General features: G+C 44.2%; 18 protein-coding genes. 7 read left to right on the top strand and 11 right to left on the bottom strand.

All coding sequences use genetic code 11. From position 1 onward, the window contains the following. The first annotated feature begins 31 nt into the window (after positions 1-31). Positions 32-751: a YceB family lipoprotein gene (locus DRW07_RS17425; protein WP_124029226.1), complete on the top strand. Its 720-nt coding sequence runs from the start codon at positions 32-34 to the stop codon at positions 749-751. On the opposite strand, the gene DRW07_RS17420 is transcribed toward DRW07_RS17425, so the two are convergent. Genes DRW07_RS17420 through DRW07_RS17410 form a run of 3 tightly spaced genes read right to left on the bottom strand, consistent with a single transcriptional unit; the run spans position 724 to position 4,062 of the window. Then, positions 724-2,196 carry a wax ester/triacylglycerol synthase domain-containing protein gene (locus DRW07_RS17420; RefSeq protein ID WP_124029225.1) on the bottom strand — a complete coding sequence of 491 codons (1,473 nt, stop codon included), beginning with the start codon at positions 2,194-2,196 and terminating at the stop codon, positions 724-726. The two genes, DRW07_RS17425 and DRW07_RS17420, sit on opposite strands and share 28 nt — an antisense overlap. Position 2,197: 1 nt before the next feature. Then, positions 2,198-2,857 carry a TetR/AcrR family transcriptional regulator gene (locus tag DRW07_RS17415; RefSeq protein ID WP_124029224.1) on the bottom strand — a complete coding sequence of 220 codons (660 nt, stop codon included), beginning with the start codon at positions 2,855-2,857 and terminating at the stop codon, positions 2,198-2,200. Next, the gene (locus DRW07_RS17410; RefSeq protein WP_124029223.1) at positions 2,854-4,062 is read right to left on the bottom strand and encodes a DUF445 domain-containing protein; all 1,209 of its coding nucleotides are present in this window, start codon (positions 4,060-4,062) and stop codon (positions 2,854-2,856) included. The genes DRW07_RS17415 and DRW07_RS17410 overlap by 4 nt, the downstream gene beginning before the upstream one ends. A gap of 143 nt (positions 4,063-4,205) precedes the next feature. On the opposite strand from DRW07_RS17410, the gene DRW07_RS17405 reads away from it, so the two are divergent. After that, on the top strand, positions 4,206-5,678 hold the full coding sequence (locus tag DRW07_RS17405) for a DUF3336 domain-containing protein (RefSeq protein ID WP_124029222.1): 1,473 nt from the start codon (positions 4,206-4,208) through the stop codon (positions 5,676-5,678). Between the two features lie 27 nt (positions 5,679-5,705). Next, positions 5,706-7,112, top strand: a complete 1,407-nt coding sequence (locus tag DRW07_RS17400) for a hypothetical protein (RefSeq protein WP_124029221.1) — start codon at positions 5,706-5,708, stop codon at positions 7,110-7,112. Here the strand turns inward: DRW07_RS17400 and DRW07_RS17395 are convergent. Then, positions 7,036-7,650, bottom strand: coding sequence for a sugar O-acetyltransferase (locus DRW07_RS17395; RefSeq protein WP_124029220.1), 615 nt, complete (start codon positions 7,648-7,650; stop codon positions 7,036-7,038). The two genes, DRW07_RS17400 and DRW07_RS17395, sit on opposite strands and share 77 nt — an antisense overlap. 111 nt (positions 7,651-7,761) lie before the next feature. Here DRW07_RS17395 and DRW07_RS17390 point away from each other — a divergent pair, with 111 nt between their 5' ends. Then, a complete protein-coding gene (locus DRW07_RS17390) occupies positions 7,762-8,631 on the top strand; it encodes an SPFH domain-containing protein (RefSeq protein ID WP_377923171.1) in 870 nt (289 codons plus the stop codon). Further along, positions 8,632-8,829: a type II toxin-antitoxin system antitoxin gene (locus DRW07_RS17385; protein ID WP_124029219.1), complete on the top strand. Its 198-nt coding sequence runs from the start codon at positions 8,632-8,634 to the stop codon at positions 8,827-8,829. 16 nt (positions 8,830-8,845) lie between these two features. Here DRW07_RS17385 and DRW07_RS17380 read toward each other — a convergent pair whose 3' ends face one another. The 5 genes from DRW07_RS17380 to DRW07_RS17360 form a co-directional block, all read right to left on the bottom strand. After that, the gene (locus DRW07_RS17380; RefSeq protein ID WP_124029218.1) at positions 8,846-9,385 is read right to left on the bottom strand and encodes a hypothetical protein; all 540 of its coding nucleotides are present in this window, start codon (positions 9,383-9,385) and stop codon (positions 8,846-8,848) included. A gap of 61 nt (positions 9,386-9,446) precedes the next feature. Beyond that, positions 9,447-9,800 carry a phasin-related domain-containing protein gene (locus DRW07_RS17375; protein ID WP_124029217.1) on the bottom strand — a complete coding sequence of 118 codons (354 nt, stop codon included), beginning with the start codon at positions 9,798-9,800 and terminating at the stop codon, positions 9,447-9,449. A gap of 110 nt (positions 9,801-9,910) precedes the next feature. Next, complete coding sequence (gene fadR, locus DRW07_RS17370) at positions 9,911-10,621, bottom strand: fatty acid metabolism transcriptional regulator FadR (RefSeq protein WP_124029216.1); 711 nt, start codon at positions 10,619-10,621, stop codon at positions 9,911-9,913. 120 nt (positions 10,622-10,741) lie between these two features. Then, positions 10,742-11,314 carry a substrate-binding periplasmic protein gene (locus DRW07_RS17365; protein WP_124029215.1) on the bottom strand — a complete coding sequence of 191 codons (573 nt, stop codon included), beginning with the start codon at positions 11,312-11,314 and terminating at the stop codon, positions 10,742-10,744. Between the two features lie 143 nt (positions 11,315-11,457). After that, the gene (locus tag DRW07_RS17360; protein ID WP_124029214.1) at positions 11,458-12,999 is read right to left on the bottom strand and encodes a response regulator; all 1,542 of its coding nucleotides are present in this window, start codon (positions 12,997-12,999) and stop codon (positions 11,458-11,460) included. Positions 13,000-13,233: 234 nt separating this feature from the next. On the opposite strand from DRW07_RS17360, the gene dsbB reads away from it, so the two are divergent. Beyond that, positions 13,234-13,755 carry a disulfide bond formation protein DsbB gene (gene dsbB / locus DRW07_RS17355; RefSeq protein WP_124029213.1) on the top strand — a complete coding sequence of 174 codons (522 nt, stop codon included), beginning with the start codon at positions 13,234-13,236 and terminating at the stop codon, positions 13,753-13,755. A 3-nt stretch (positions 13,756-13,758) separates the two neighbouring features. Then, complete coding sequence (locus tag DRW07_RS17350) at positions 13,759-14,310, top strand: GNAT family N-acetyltransferase (protein ID WP_240630709.1); 552 nt, start codon at positions 13,759-13,761, stop codon at positions 14,308-14,310. On the opposite strand, the gene DRW07_RS17345 is transcribed toward DRW07_RS17350, so the two are convergent. Then, positions 14,307-14,804 carry a YcgN family cysteine cluster protein gene (locus DRW07_RS17345; RefSeq protein ID WP_124029212.1) on the bottom strand — a complete coding sequence of 166 codons (498 nt, stop codon included), beginning with the start codon at positions 14,802-14,804 and terminating at the stop codon, positions 14,307-14,309. The genes DRW07_RS17350 and DRW07_RS17345 overlap by 4 nt on opposite strands. Beyond that, positions 14,795-15,457: a fumarylacetoacetate hydrolase family protein gene (locus DRW07_RS17340; protein WP_124029211.1), complete on the bottom strand. Its 663-nt coding sequence runs from the start codon at positions 15,455-15,457 to the stop codon at positions 14,795-14,797. Before DRW07_RS17340 ends, DRW07_RS17345 begins: the two co-directional genes overlap by 10 nt.

Raw genomic sequence — 15,457 nt, 5'->3', positions numbered from 1 at the left:
TTGTTAACACACAGAGAGAATCTGTAACTCAATGAAAAATTTAAGCTTTATGGATAAGTGCCGGTTTATTGGAGGCTGGTTCCTAATCAAAACCGGCCGCCTGAGCTTCGATGCGTTCACCGAAGATGAGCTCAATCAACTTCTGGCACCTTATTTCCCATTGCAAATGCATGTAGAAGTGCCCGTAGGCAATGCCAAGTTAAACTGTGTTGAGGCTGAAGTGAGTATGCCTGCCGATGTCAATGAACTTCAGCTTAACCTGCTGACCGAATTTCATGTTGACGTTCTCGGCAACCCGGTTTATCGAGCTCACATACTCGCGGTGATAAAGGGCACACCTCACTATGATGCTTCAACACATACAGTAGAAATAACAGATATCAGTCTTAACACTCTGGCGTTGGTGCATGATGAGTACAGCATGGTAAAAGACACATCTTCACTCATACAACAACTCGGCCCATTGGCTATTGCAGGCAGCTTCACCTCGCCACTCAAAAGTATCGTAAACTCTGTTACAGGAGGCTTATCAAATGCGGCTCTGCATTATTTACAAAGCTTTACTCAGGGCAATAAACAGAAGCTACTGGAACAGCACAAGCCGGCGATTGAAAAAGCGCTCAAAGCCAAGCTACATACTATAGACACGCACTTTACCATGCGCGATACGCACTGGCGTGAATATCTATTTTCACGCTTTGGAGATAGGGTTAGCGTGGACGATCACCTGCTTAAGTTCTGGCTGTCTTGAACCTGAAGTGTATCAGTCACGATGGACACCGCGACGTCCTCTTCATGCTCTCCAATATCGGCAATGCTCAAGGTAGGATCTTCAGCGCTCTTTTCGAGCATTTCAAACGCCTCTTCAATGTAACCCGCTAGAGGTTGTAAGCTTTTAATGTGCTTGTTACAGCACACCATACCAACATTCGCGACACCGGCGTATGTGATTAGCGTGATATTTACGCCACCGCCTGGCGTCATGGTAGACACTGGATAGTTACCAATTAATTTACTGTCTCTAAAATACCTGACTTCTTGCGGTCCTGGCATGTTGGACACGAGAATATTAGCAATTGGCCTAACATAGTCGGACAACTTTACCCATTCCAACACTAATGCAACTGATTGAATAATGATGGTATAAACACTAAAAGAGGCAGGATTGGCGCGCTGTGCAGCATTTTTGACTATCCTATGATTATTAATAATCTGCCGTAAACGAAGATAAGGATCTTGTTCACCATGTGCCAGTTGCACAGGCACGATAGCAATTTTATTACCGCCTGTTGTTTCGCCCGGTTTCCTCAGATTAATTGGCATATTCGTCAGGAGGGCTTTTTTAAACGTATGACCATAATCTTGCAGTAAGCGATGCACACCAATATCAAATGCACAAAGTAACACCTCATTGGCGGTTGCCCGACACCGTTTACCCAGCTTTTGTACTCTATTGAAGTCAATATCCATGCTCGCAACAGCGCGCCCTGCTTTGACTTGGCCGGTTAACACCGTCCTGGTGCCGCTAAATGGAACAGGCATGTAGTGACGATTAACCCTCACCATTCGCAGCAAAAGTCGCAAAACAATCACGATTAAATCTTTTGTTACATGAAACACGGTTAGCAAAGCGCGGGCAAACCGATTAATCAAAGGCGATGGTGTGCGTTTTCTTTTTGAAGAAGATATTGCCCAAATAGGCTTAAAATTATCGACTTCGGGTTGCTCAAGATAGCCTGACTGAAACCAGCGTATCAGGGTTGCACCATCACCGTACATATGGTGAACGCGGGCATAAATAACATAGCGTTTCGATTTCCCGTCGTGAATAAGGTGAAATTGCCAAAGTGGTTTGTCTTGGTCCAATCGTGACTCATGCATCCTAGCGACAGTATTATCTACATTTTCTTTGTCATGGACATCGTCAATCTTATGAAACTGAACATGGTATTGCATATCCAGCGACATAATGGGCTTTAGTCCTACCGGATAGCCAAGGAATGTCTTCACCACACAATTACAAGGCGCCGTTGCCTTGTTGAAACTTCGCAATTCTTTCGTTAGCGACTCAACATACTGACTCGGATCAGCATCATCTGGCATATCCAATAACTGAATTGAACTGACGTGTTTCGGATTCGCTTCTGATTCTGTGATCCAAAAGGTCTTATCCAGGAATGTTAAGGAGCGACTCATACTAGCCTCCGCTGGGTAGCTGGTGAAGTTCAATAGCGCGCATTAATTGGGCTAATACCTTATCTGACAAAGCACAACGTGGCAGTAATGCGGTGATAAGCAACGATAGCGCGTGATACTGTGCTTCTTCAGGATGGGACGACATCCCTCCCCTTTTACCATATTGAATGAGCTCGTCATACTGACAAGATTGCGTGATGATGAGTGCAGATAATTGTGTGATGTGCATGATAGTAGCACCCTGGGTGCTGAATGTCTGTTTAGCTTCGCACTGTTCAAACACGAACTGAATGGTGTCTTCCAACTGCTTAAGCAACCGGGCATGCGACTTAGCAAAGTGCGGGTACTTTTCCATTAGATCGGCAGGGCTGCGATACAAAAAACGGAATAAATTGAGCTTCTGAATGACAAGGAAAAAATAATAAAACACGTCATCAATATGCAGTGTGCTCAGCTTTTTAGTATCGAGGAGGTCGTCCATTTGTGCCTTATGAAGCTTCATAAGACCATCAACCAACTGTGCTTTACCTTTGAAATGGTAATAAAGATTACCCGGGCTAATATCGCACTCATTGGCAATATCAACACTACTGACTGACGACTCACCGTGTTCATTAAACAAGGCTAAGGCCGTAGATAGTATGCGTTCAGCCGTCTTCACATAAACACCCAATAAAGTTGCGCAAACCCTGCCAGCATGCCAAGCACAGCGCCTGCCACTATTAGCTTCCACTCATCCGCCTGATAGGCAGGACGTAAAACACCTTCAAACTCACTCGATGATAACGCCCTCATGCGTTCACACAAATCGTCACCAACATTTAACGCTCTGGCCGCATAATCATAAGCATAGAACAAAGTGCTCTCAGAGTTTTCAAAGATTTGTCTTACCGCCAGCTCTTTCATTTTGTAATAGTTTTCTGAGCCAACGCCAATGGCAAAATAAGGCTGAGCAATCGCCACGTAGCGCTCTATAGCATCGTTGACGTGCAACTCAATTAGCTCCAACAAGGCCTCAGAGCCTGAACCATGAAGAATGCTGTGCGTTATGTTTTGTGAAGTGATGAGCTTTCGCTCAATCAAATCAGCATACACACGAGAGACATCATCCTGACGTTTAAGAAACATACCCTGTAACGTGAAAGGCCCAATTTTAATAGGGTTGAGGGGTTCAAAGATAATTTTTAAGGCAATCCAGTTAGTGGCATACCCCACCAGAAGTCCGCCTACAGGTAAAATCCACCAAGCCTGATAAACCATCCATAGCAACATGGTAGGTATACCAAACAGAAAACCAAAATAAAATCCGGACCGAATGATAAAAGGAAATTCTTTTTCGCCTGATTTAAGAAATATTTCATTGATGAGCTCTGGCGATTTTACCAGTTGCTCAACCACCAGCTCCTTAATGTTTAATATCTCATTAATATTGTGCTGAAAATCGTTCACCAGTTTGCGAACAACATTGGGCATGTCATTCTCAACGCGCATATAAACGAGGTTTTTGCCTTGCGCGGGAAGTGACGCCCACAATTGCGGTGCCGCCTCCTGCATCACTTTATTGACGACTTTGCGGATCACTTGCTTAAGGCGCCGGTCCATTGCAGTTGCTAGTTCATCGGGATCTAAACGACCAGCTAACTCTTCCACACTTAGCAGCTTGCCCAGTACCAGTTCAACCTCAATCTCTGCCATTTCCCGTCGTTTTGCTGGGATCACACCTTGCCAGCCAAAAATAGGTTTAATCCCTATAAATTCAATGGGGTAAAACATCATTTTCACGGCCATATAGTTAGTCAGCCACCCTACTGCAGCGCTCACTACAGGGATAGTTAACAACAACAACATTTCACCATTCCATTGCATACTCGGTAAGCATTTCTCAGTTTTTTATTCTGATATCTAGGCTACTGGCTGCTTGGGGATTGGTCAATGCAATAATTGGGTAGTGCTTTCTAATTCCATTGAGTAAACTTATATCGGTAGTAAAGAAAGCCTGAGAGGTAGTTATGGCCATTTTTAATAATCGCTTGTCCGAGTTGGATGATGCGATTGCCCATGCAACGAGCTACAAAGAATATACAGAAGCCTGTCTGGAGCATGACGAACTTTCTGGCGCGCAGGAATGGAAAGAGAAAGACCCCTGCCGCGACTATGACTATCGACTCATTCGAAAACGCGTCCAGCGGATGCAACTGGCACAAAGCCAGGATGATATTTCTGGACTTATGTCTATTCTGCACGAAGGCTTGCATGGAAACCTAGGAAATATTGCGTCACCCGTATTACGTACACAGTGTAAAATTGGTACTAAGGTACTTATTGAGCGTTTTATCGAGCAAGTCAAAAAAGCTCTCGACGCCATTTACAATGCAGACGAAAAGGAAGTAGATTTTTACGAAAAGCTTCACTTTTTTGAAGAGACCAGTCACGCTTTCGGTCGCAGTTGCCTTATGTTGTCCGGCGGTGCTGGATTGGGCTTTTTTCACGCAGGTGTGGTGAAATCGCTCAACGAGCACAAGGTTTTGCCGACGGTTATTTCAGGCGCCAGTGCAGGCTCTATTATTGCCGCTATGCTTGCTACGCGCACCCACGACGAATTACTTGAGTGCATGGACCCACAGTTCATTCATGAAACATTCAATGGCTGGCGCACTTGGCAAGGGTTTAATAAAAAGGGCTTGTTTGATCCTCGCACGTTAGAAAATGCCCTCATCAAGCTTTTTGATGTTATTACCTTTGAGGAAGCCTTCGAGCGCACAGGTCGCCATGTTACGGTTACTGTGTCACCCGCTGACTTGCATCAACACTCAAGACTGCTAAACGCTAAAACTTCGCCGAATGCTATTATCACCCAGGCAGTAAGAGCGTCTTGTGCCGTACCTGTTATTTTTAACCCCGTTCAGTTAAGAGCGAAAAATGCCAAGGGAGACATCATTCCCTATATCCCTAATCGACGTTTTGCTGATGGCTCCCTGATGGCGGATTTACCCTTTGAGCGGCTTGCTAGGCTATATGGCGTAAATCACAGTATCGTCAGTCAGACTAATCCTTTGGCCGTGCCCTTTTTATCAACAGAACGCACTGACCCTACCACTTTGCGTTCTATGATGTGGCGACATATTGGTGACTTAGCAAAAAGAAATGGTATATTCGCGTTTGATGTTCTTGAGCAACTCGTCCCAGGTAAGGGCAGCAAGCTGGCGCTACACAAATGCCGGTCTATTATTGATCAACAATATGTTGGCGATATCAATATTTTACCTGAAAATCACCTGCGAAACGTGGGTAAGATACTGGCTAACCCCACGTTGGAGGGCATTAGTAACCTCATCGAACAGGGTGAAAAAGCGACTTGGTCGCAACTGGATGCAATTGAACGCAATACTAAAATCAGCGAAACACTCAGATCTTATCTGAAGCAGCTCAAGCAGCGGGAAGCCCGCATGTTAAAAGGGGTTAAACTTCGCGAAGTCGGTTAATTAAAAGATGTCATAGGAAGGAATGCATTGAGCGGTACTGATAGCGCACATACCAGACAAGTTAAGCAACTTATCGCTTTAATCGGGGATCACCGTTCAAAACCCCAAACTCTGCTTAATGATGCAAAAGCGTATTTTGAAGCGAGTAAAGATAATGAAGCTTCACTTGCCGCCGTTCAAAGTGATATTGCTAATGCCGAAGATAACGATATCAATGCTTTTGAAAGCAAATTAAAATCACTCAAAAGAGACATCGATAATGAACGCCTTGAGCGACTCTCACGGGTTAATGATGTAATCAGTAATCTTATGAAGCTCTCTGAGGGCCAATCCGAGGAAGAAACGCTAGAACAAAGTGCAAAAAGCCTCGGCACCATCTTTCTCATCAGCGATGCTGCAAGCAACCAGCTCGCCAACGTACATCAAACCCTAAAGCCTGCTTATAAAGCGATATTGAGTTTGCGATTATGTGACGCCATACTCAAATCAGGAAGCTTAAAACACGGTTATTTAAGCCAGTATACTGAAAGTCACAGCCGGTTTTCTGGCAACCGACACTGGCAGGAAAAATGGCTAACGGGTATTGCTAGGCCACTTATCAAGGCTGCCATGTTTCAAGACATAGGTTTGCAACATCCGCAAGCACAAAAAATACTCTACGGCATTGACAATAATAAAGACCCGTTTCGAGTACTTGATGAACAAGAACGTAAGCAACTATTAAAGCTCAATTATCACTACACGTTAGACTATATAAAAAATGGTTTGGGGTTACCGGGATATGTGGGTAACTCCAAAGCAGAAAGAGATAAGTTCTATGCAGAAGAGCAAGATGCATTGGATTTTTGTACAGAAGTTATTGCTGAGGCGTTTACCGCTAAACACAACGTCGGTGAACTAATAAAGATCCCTCAGATATATGCCTCTTTTGTATTATCTACCAAACAGGGTTACAACCGCGCTGAATTGCCTAAAGGCTACATGGTCATTGAACAACTTGCTAAAAACGGCAAACTGAACCCAAAGATGGCTGAATATTTTTTGGCGTTGGTTGGTTATTTCCCGCAAGGTTTCGGTATTAGCTATATCCCCTTTGATGATACAGGAACAGCACGAGATATTTATGAGTACGCCATTGTTAATCGGCTATGCCCAGCAAGCCCTGCCGAGCCACAATGTAGAGCAGTTACTCGTCACTTGTCTTTTATTCGATCGGGCAAAGACCTCATTGTAAAAAAGCATCAGAACCTTTACTTTCAGAGTAATCACAAAAAGCTCATTCACACCAGTGAAGCGCGACTCAAAGAAATTCGAGCTCAGCTATCATCTCAACTAAGCATTGAAGAAGATGAAACCACTATTCCTCGCTTCTGGGAACCGAGTGACTACTTTGCTGACAAGAAACATCAAAATCTTTGGAACAAGCTTTCCTGATCAGCCGAGCTGGATTGCCAGCGATCACACAGTTATTATCGAAAGAACGCGTAACGACAGCACCGGCACCTACAACCACGTTGTCCCCCAAGCGAACTCCAGGGTTGATGGTAGCATTGCCGCCTATCCACACGTTATCGCCTAATATAATGGGTAAAGCATATTCTTCGCCCCGAATCCGAGCTTCCGGTTCTACAGGGTGAGTGGCAGTATACAGTCCGACTTGGGGGCCAAGTTTGCAATTGTTGCCAATTGTGACCGGCGCAGCATCTAAAATAACACAGCCAAAATTAGCAAAAAACCTGTCGCCAATTGTGATGTTTTCTCCGTAATCACAGTGAAACGGCGATTCAATATAAAAGCCACGACCCGTGCTTCCAAACAATGATTCAAACTGTGACTTCCTGTCACCTTTTTTGGTCATTGGAGTACTGTTTATACGGTCTACTATTCGCCTGGCACGCATGCGCAATGCAACCAGTTCTTTATCCAGCGGATTATAGACCAAGCCTTCCTGCATTTTTTGTTTTTCTGACATCACATCAACGACTTCATGGTGTTATTTGTTAACGCCTCATTTTAAATAAAACTTGCTATTCATTTCCAACAAAACTAGAGTGATATCACTTTGATATCTTTTTTATTGGATATAAATATGGAAAAACAAGCATTTTCGTTTAATGGTTATGTTGCGGCAGCCGTTCTAATGGCACTGACAGCAGTATGTATTTTTCTTTTATGGGTAATGGACACGCCTGTGAGTATATTCGACTCATTGGAGATACTATTAACTGTGATTGCAGCCTCTGGCTGGTTGGGATTTTTTATGGTTCAGCCCAATCAGGCCAAGGTAATGACACTCTTTGGTAGCTACGTGGGTACTGAAAAACGCAGTGGTCTGCGTTGGACAATACCGCTCTTCAAAAAACGTACTGTATCGTTACGCATCAGAAACTTTGAAAGCGCCAAGATTAAGGTCAATGACAATCAGGGTAACCCTATTGAAATTGCAGCTATCGTAGTATGGAGCGTGACTGATTCTGCAGAAGCCGTCTTTGAAGTTGATGATTACGAAAGCTATGTCACTATTCAAAGTGAATCGGCACTACGCATTCTCGCCAGCACCTTTCCTTACGATCCTCGTGACGACGATGAGGCCGAAATCGCGCTTAGGAGTCACCCTGTTGAAATCGCAGATCAGTTAGCGACGGGCATTCAGGAACGCTTGGGCAAGGCAGGTATCACTGTGCATGAAGCCAGAATAAGCCATTTGGCCTACGCGCAAGAAATAGCCAGTGCGATGCTGCAAAGGCAACAGGCATCTGCAATCATCGCCGCTCGAAACCGCATTGTAGAGGGCGCTGTAGGTATGGTAGAAATGGCCCTAATACGTTTATCCGAAAAAGAAATTGTCGAATTAGATGAGGAGCGCAAGGCAGCCATGGTCAGTAACTTATTGGTCGTATTGTGCGGCGATAAAGCTACGCAGCCTATTGTTAACACAGGGACACTGTACTAGATGCCCAAAAAAGCCTACCCACTGCGAATTAATGAAGACGTACTCAATGCGATGCAACGATGGGCCGACGATGAACTACGTAGCGTCAATGCTCAGATTGAATATGTATTGCGCAAGGCTTTAGTTGACAATGGAAGGGTAAAGTTAGTGCAGAAAGTGATAACGGAAATAGAGGAAACAAAAACGCCAGACAAATGACTGGCGCTTTTAAGGTTTAGGACTCTTTTTTGTCGCCCGATGTACTGGTTTTCGTCGTACGTTTGGTTGTTGTACGCTTTCTAGTAGCGGTGGGCTTACTGGCTGCCGTTGCCTTTGATGCCGTCGTGGTTTTACGACGCGTTGTCTTAGGCTTGTCATCAGCAGCTTTTGTTGTTGTCTTTGGTTTTGCTTCCGCTTCTGCGGCTTTTTTTGCAGCCAATGTAGACACTAACTCTACCAAGGTGTCGACCTTTTTAGACAAGGTATCCAGTTTGGCCTCTCTGCTCGCTCGTGGTGACAACATCATTGAAACCTGATTACAGATATTGGCCAGGTTAGCTTTTTGTCGAGCAGGATCAATTTTTCCAAACAACTCAGACTCTACTTTCTCGCCTCTTGCCTGCAATTCATCAAACTTTGCGCTTGTACTGTCTTTTGTAGACTCAAAGGTTTGCTGAACAAGAGAAAAAGGCAACATTGCCACACCAATACCAGCGTCAATAAACTGCGCTACGGTCTGATCAATTTGAGATTGTTTTTTTTGTTTGCTTTCCATGAGTGATCTCCCTGGAACGAACAAGATGGAAGAGCCGGCTACTGCCGGCTCTGAAAGAACATTACTTTGCAGCTAGTTTTGCAACAGCTTCAGTCAAAGCGTCTACTTTTGCAGACAATTCTTCGATTTTTTGGTCGCTGTTGTCAGCATCAAGACCAAGTTTCTTACGAACGTCAGCAACACGGGCTTCTACGTCAGTCGTTGTTTGCTTGATTTTACCTTTAGCTTCGCTTTCTAGGTTTTCACCTTTTGCTACTAACTCATCAAACAATTTGTTTGCTTCAGTGCTGATTTTTTCGTACTGGCCTTGTGCTTCGTCAACACTCTTACCATACGCACCCAAACCGGCTAACCAGATTTTACGTGCAAACTCTTCAGCGGTATTTACCGTATTTTTGATATCAACTTTAGTCATTTGGTTATCCTCCGTAGCAGACTATGAGTGCATTCTAGGAAGATAAATTAGAAAGCGCATACTAATTTATAAAAAAGTTTAAAATAAATTAGTATGGCAATGGGAAGACCTTAATCTACAAGGTCTTTGGGCATGCTGTCACGAACTTCAAACCACACTTTACCACTTTCGATTCCGTATTCTCTTATCACTAGCAGTGCGCCGTCATACTCTCCTCTCTCTGCCACTTCCAACAAGTTTTGATAGTAACCACGCGCAACGTCACGCGCACGTTTGTGAGAGAAAAAGAAACCACCAATGCGCGAATACAATCCTCTGAACCCATTCATCATAAGCACATATACGTTATTGTTAGAGGCAATCGCCAGATCATGAGACATCTGATAATCAAAGTCGGCAAACTCTTTCCCGTCATCGCCAACTGCTTTATAACGCGCAATAATTTCAGCCGCTTTTTCGGGGTTATTGCGAATTGCACCACGAATAAATACCGCACTTAGGTTGGTCCTTGCTGCTAACAAGTTGTCAACTAGCTCAGGAATACCGGCTTGGTCTAACCGAGCCAGCGTTTCTAAAATATTGAGACCACAGGTTTCCCAAAAATTGTTCACTTTGGTTGGCTTTCCGTGCTGTATTGTCAACCAGCCATCTCGGGCCAGACGCTGCAGTACTTCACGCAATGTAGTGCGGGTAACGCCGATGAGCTCAGAAAGTTCTCGCTCTGCAGGAAGAATAGTGCCAGGTGGGAAACGGCCACTCCAAATAGACTCAACAATATATTCTTCTGCAAACCCGGCTGGGCTCTGCGCTTTGTAAATCATAACGTCATGCTCGGTTTAGTGTAATTTTTCTTGTTGTCAAACTGATTGTACCAGATGAGTTTTGGTTCACAAACAGTTATTCACAAGTGATTAACGCGGAGACTTCGAACTGCAAACGAGTTACTGATTGTATTTAAGTAAGTCTTCTGAAGAAAAGCCAACATCGTATTTTTGCAAAATAGTATCGACATATCCTTGTTTAATCAGCCGTGACATACCTTGGTCGAAATGATTAACAAGTTCTGATATTAAAGATCCCATGAGCTTAGATGGCGTAAACGCGATATAAACCGGTGCTGAAGAGACACAACCCGCGATTTTGACATCTTCAATCGCATCGAGTTTTTTCAAGGTATAAAGTGTTGAGTTTCGCGTGGAAATAAACGTATCGATTCTATTTTTTTGTAGTTTTTTGACGTTTTGACTGATGAAGCGCTCGTGATAGGGTTGATATTGAAAGTTATTTGGAAACTGTTTGGCATACTGATTGAGCTCCTCAATAGAGGTGTCATGCGCTATTCCAATAACCACACCTTCCAGAGAGTCGATGCCTGTATATTCCCAACTCGATGTTCGATTCACAAAAAAGCACATTCGCTGGATGCCAATTGGGATAGAAGGGTAAATTAACGTTGGAGCTTCCTGCTTTGCCGGTGCCGATAACCCTATAGATACGCCAACTAACTCTTTCATGAATAACAGTTTCTCGCTGCTGCCTCAAACCACTAACATTAAAGCATACTTCGAACATATCTCAACAACACGCTTCCCAACGCGCTCTTATAAAAAAGAGAATCAGGGTAGCAGTTCCATACCTCTAGCAAAAACGCATACGCTCATGCTGAATCAGTAAACTCAGTCATAACACGTTCAAAAGAATCAAAGTTATCCATAAGTAATGTAACCAAATCAGGGTCAAACTGTCTGCCCTGCTGTTGCTGAAAAAGCGATATGACTTTTTCTTTAGTTATTAATGCGTCTCTGGCACGCATGTTTCGCTGCGCGTCATAAACATCGACTAAGGTACTGATTCTGCTAGCGAGTGAAATTTCTTCTCCCTTTAACCCATGTGGATACCCGCCTCCATCCCAGTGTTCGTAATGTTCCTTGGCAAGTAGTGCAGCCATTTTTATCGTCGGCCGCGACGAGTCCTTCAAAAGGTTATAGCCGCGTTCAGCATGCACTTTTACGATGTCCGCTTCTTCAGGTGTTAACCTGCCAAGTTTACTGACAATCGCATAAGGAATTCGTGAATTGCCAATATCGTGCAATGGGATCGCCAACTTCAGCAATTCGATATCCCGATCGGTCATACCAGATTTTATTGCCAAAAATTCACAGAGTGTCACCATTCGCTGTATGTGACGACCAGTCCCGTATTGTTTTTCAATAGCGAGCCCTAATCGTTCAACAATTTCCCTTTGGGTGTCTTCTACCACTCTGGTAAGCAGAACATTTTCAAACGCGATCTGAACATTTTGTGTCAGTATTTGAAACAAGCGAAACTCAACGTCATTGGGTTGATGTGTCAGCTCAGAAAGAAAGAGCAATGAACCACCACTAGCGCCGCTTTTCCAATAGGCAGCTATAAGCGATTGCTGATGCACCAATGACTGAGAGTCGATTGCTCGCTGACACAATGTAATATGGCTATTTTGAATAGTCTCAGACAACAAACTGGTTGTCTTATGGCTGTAGTTACCATCACCGGTAAACACAAAAAATTCATCAGCCTGATCTAGGTGCATGGGTCTGGGACAAGCAATAGCGGTTGTTGTATAACCATCGCCCATACTCTCACCAGATAAAAGTTTCAGTTGCTGAACCACACTTTTAATAAAGGTTTCGAGGGTTCGTATACAAAATAGATCTGCCGACGCCTGTATAACCTTTTCAAGACCCTGACGGCTCGCTTCAATGGTGACCAAATCGCTGTATGAGCGCAGTGCGGTATACATCGCGGTAAAGAGTTTGTCTACGGTGAGCTCAGTTTTTGATTTATAGTCATTGATGTCATAGTTAATGATAACGTCTTTTTCGGGCGCCAGACCCGGCTGGCCGGTTCTCAATACGATGCGGGTCACTTTATTGTGGATTTGGTTGCGAATAAAGTCGGCGACTTTTAGGCCTTCATCTTCAGTTTCCATAACGACATCAAGGAGAACCGCGGCAATGTCGCCTCTGTTTTGCAGAATTTCCCTAGCTTGCTGACCACTAAACGCACTGATGAGTTCAAGTCCTTTTCCCTGAAACCTCAAGCTGCCCAACGCCAGGTTTGTGACTGTATGCACTTCGGGCTCATCATCCACTACTAACACAGCCCATGACTCAGCAGGTTCCTCATTTGGTGTATCCTCATCGAGGAAGACTAAGTTCATTTGCCACTCCGCAAACATCGGCCATCTGTACGCCTCTCTATACTCAACATTAGACCTGAAAATGCGGGCTTTCAATTTCTGCACATGTTTAAATTGAAATAATTTGAAATTTCAATTCACAGTTTTGACTAGCAGAAGACAACCTAGCCCTTTATGATATGCATAGCATTGAACATAAAGGTTTTTTCACTGTCACACAGATGCAGTTAGTCACCTTTCCACACAGGTTTTATTATGGCTTTTTTTTCTTGGTTAAGTGAATGGTCTAGCAAACGCAGTAGCTGGCTGGTTTTATTACTTACCGCCACTGCCCTAGAGGCGGCCGCATTAATATTTCAGCACGTGCAAGGGTATGCGCCTTGTGTAATGTGTATTTACCAGCGCAACGCTATTTTTGGAATACTCTTGGCAGGTCTTTTGGTTCTTATTGCAAACACTATGATCACTCGATTAATCGGGTATCTTGGTTGGATCACCTCTGCCGTATGGGGCCTAATTCTGGCGAGAGAACACCTTGACATTATCACTACGGCAAGCCCTTTTATACCCTGCGAGATAGAGCCGCGTTTTCCTGAATTCATGCCATTACATGAATGGATACCCCAGGTGTTTCAAGCCACAGGTTTTTGCAACGATGACAGTTGGCAGTTTATGGGCTGGGGCATGGCACAATGGATGATTGTGGTGTTTTCTCTCTACATTTTGACTTTTGCGGTAGTATTTACCACGAGAATCTGGATGGCTAAGCGCCCCTAATCCATGCTGAATGAATTAAGTACCCTTCCCTCAAGATTGCCGCCAATTCTCACTAATCAGGGTGCAGTGAGTATCGAGCGCATTCAATCACACCATGCAGAGCCTTTGCATAAGGCGGGTGTAGACGCTGCGCCCAGTGTACATCCTTGGCTGGGCAAAACGCTGTGCCCGGTTTCGTTGCGTAATGCGCACCATACTATCAAACAGCTTGAGCATTCGCGCCAGTTAGGTTTTGGCATAACTTATTTATTAATGTATCAGGGTAGATGTCTCGGAATGGGGTTAATTAATTATATTCATCCAATACACCAATGCGCTAACTTAGGTTATTGGATGCACCCCAGTGCCCGAGGACAGGGATTGGCAAAGGCGCTTTGCAACAGACTTATCACCCTTGCCTTTGAGCAGATGAGCCTGATCCGCCTTGAGTTATATATTGAATCTGACAACGATGCCAGCATCCACCTTGCTCACAAACTGAATGCGGTCAAAGAAGGATTATGCAGAAAGCGGGTGTTTGGTAGAGACGCCCTACTCTATGCAATCACACGCTAAGGCGTATCCAGCGGCCAAGTAACAATAAAGTGTTCAAATGACTCAAGATCGACATCGTTTTCACTGATAGTTTTATTGCGAACAGATTGGCCAGCCTTGTGCATTGCAGCCTTCTTTCCCTTGTTCAACAGAGGATGCCAGTCTGGTAACGCTTTGCCTTCATACAACAAGCGATAAGCGCAACTCGGCGGCATGAAAAAAATGTCTTTTAGGTTATCTTTAGTGAGTTTAACACAATCCGGTACCAGCGCGGTGCGGGTTTGGTAAGCAGTACATTCACATGATTTGGTATTTAACAAGTGACAGGAAATGTTGGTGTAGACAATCGTCTCACCTGCGTTTATTACATCGGTGGGTTTTGCCTCTTCTGATTCATCATCGTCAATAAACTTGTGTAAACAGCACTTAGCACAGCCATCACACAGTGCTTCCCACTCTTCGGTATTCATGTCTTGAAGGGATTTTTTTTCCCAAAACGCTTTTTCTAACGGCATGCTGTCACACTCGCTGTTGCATTGAGATAATTATCCATAGTCGCTTGCAGTTTATCACCTGTAAACAACGGACCTACACCTGACGGCGTGCCCGTTAACACGACATCACCAGGCAACAACGTAAAAGACGAAGCAATAGCAGAGAGTAATTCACGCAAACCAAAAATCATATGTTCCGTCGACCCTGATTGCTTTTCTTGGTTGTTGATCCGCAATGAGAAGCGCAAAGGTAGCCTGATATCCGCAAACGGTACAAAACCACTTAGCGGGCAACTGTTATCAAAACTCTTAGCGGCTTCCCACGGATGCCCTTGTTGTTTTGCCGCTGCCTGAATGTCTCTGAGGGTAAGGTCTAATCCGAGACCGACGCCCCATACTTGTGAAGGCATATCTATTTCAGTGTGGCGATCGACTTTGTCTTTTATCAGTAAAGCGACCTCAATCTCATTGTGGCATTCCCCTTTTTCCTGAGGTATCGCAATTTCTGTATCAAAATGACACATTGCACTCGTCGGTTTCATAAATAGCAAGGGCGCATCTGTCACAGAGGACGCCATTTCTTTAATGTGATCATGATAGTTTCTGCCGACACATACTACTTTGCCTACGGGTAAACCAATTGCCTCTCGGTTTGTTGTAATATGTTTATACAT

Origin of the sequence: Paralteromonas sediminis, from assembly GCF_003820355.1 — a bacterium.
Classification (GTDB): domain Bacteria; phylum Pseudomonadota; class Gammaproteobacteria; order Enterobacterales; family Alteromonadaceae; genus Alteromonas_F; species Alteromonas_F sediminis.
This window is presented reverse-complemented; position numbering and strand designations above follow the sequence as displayed.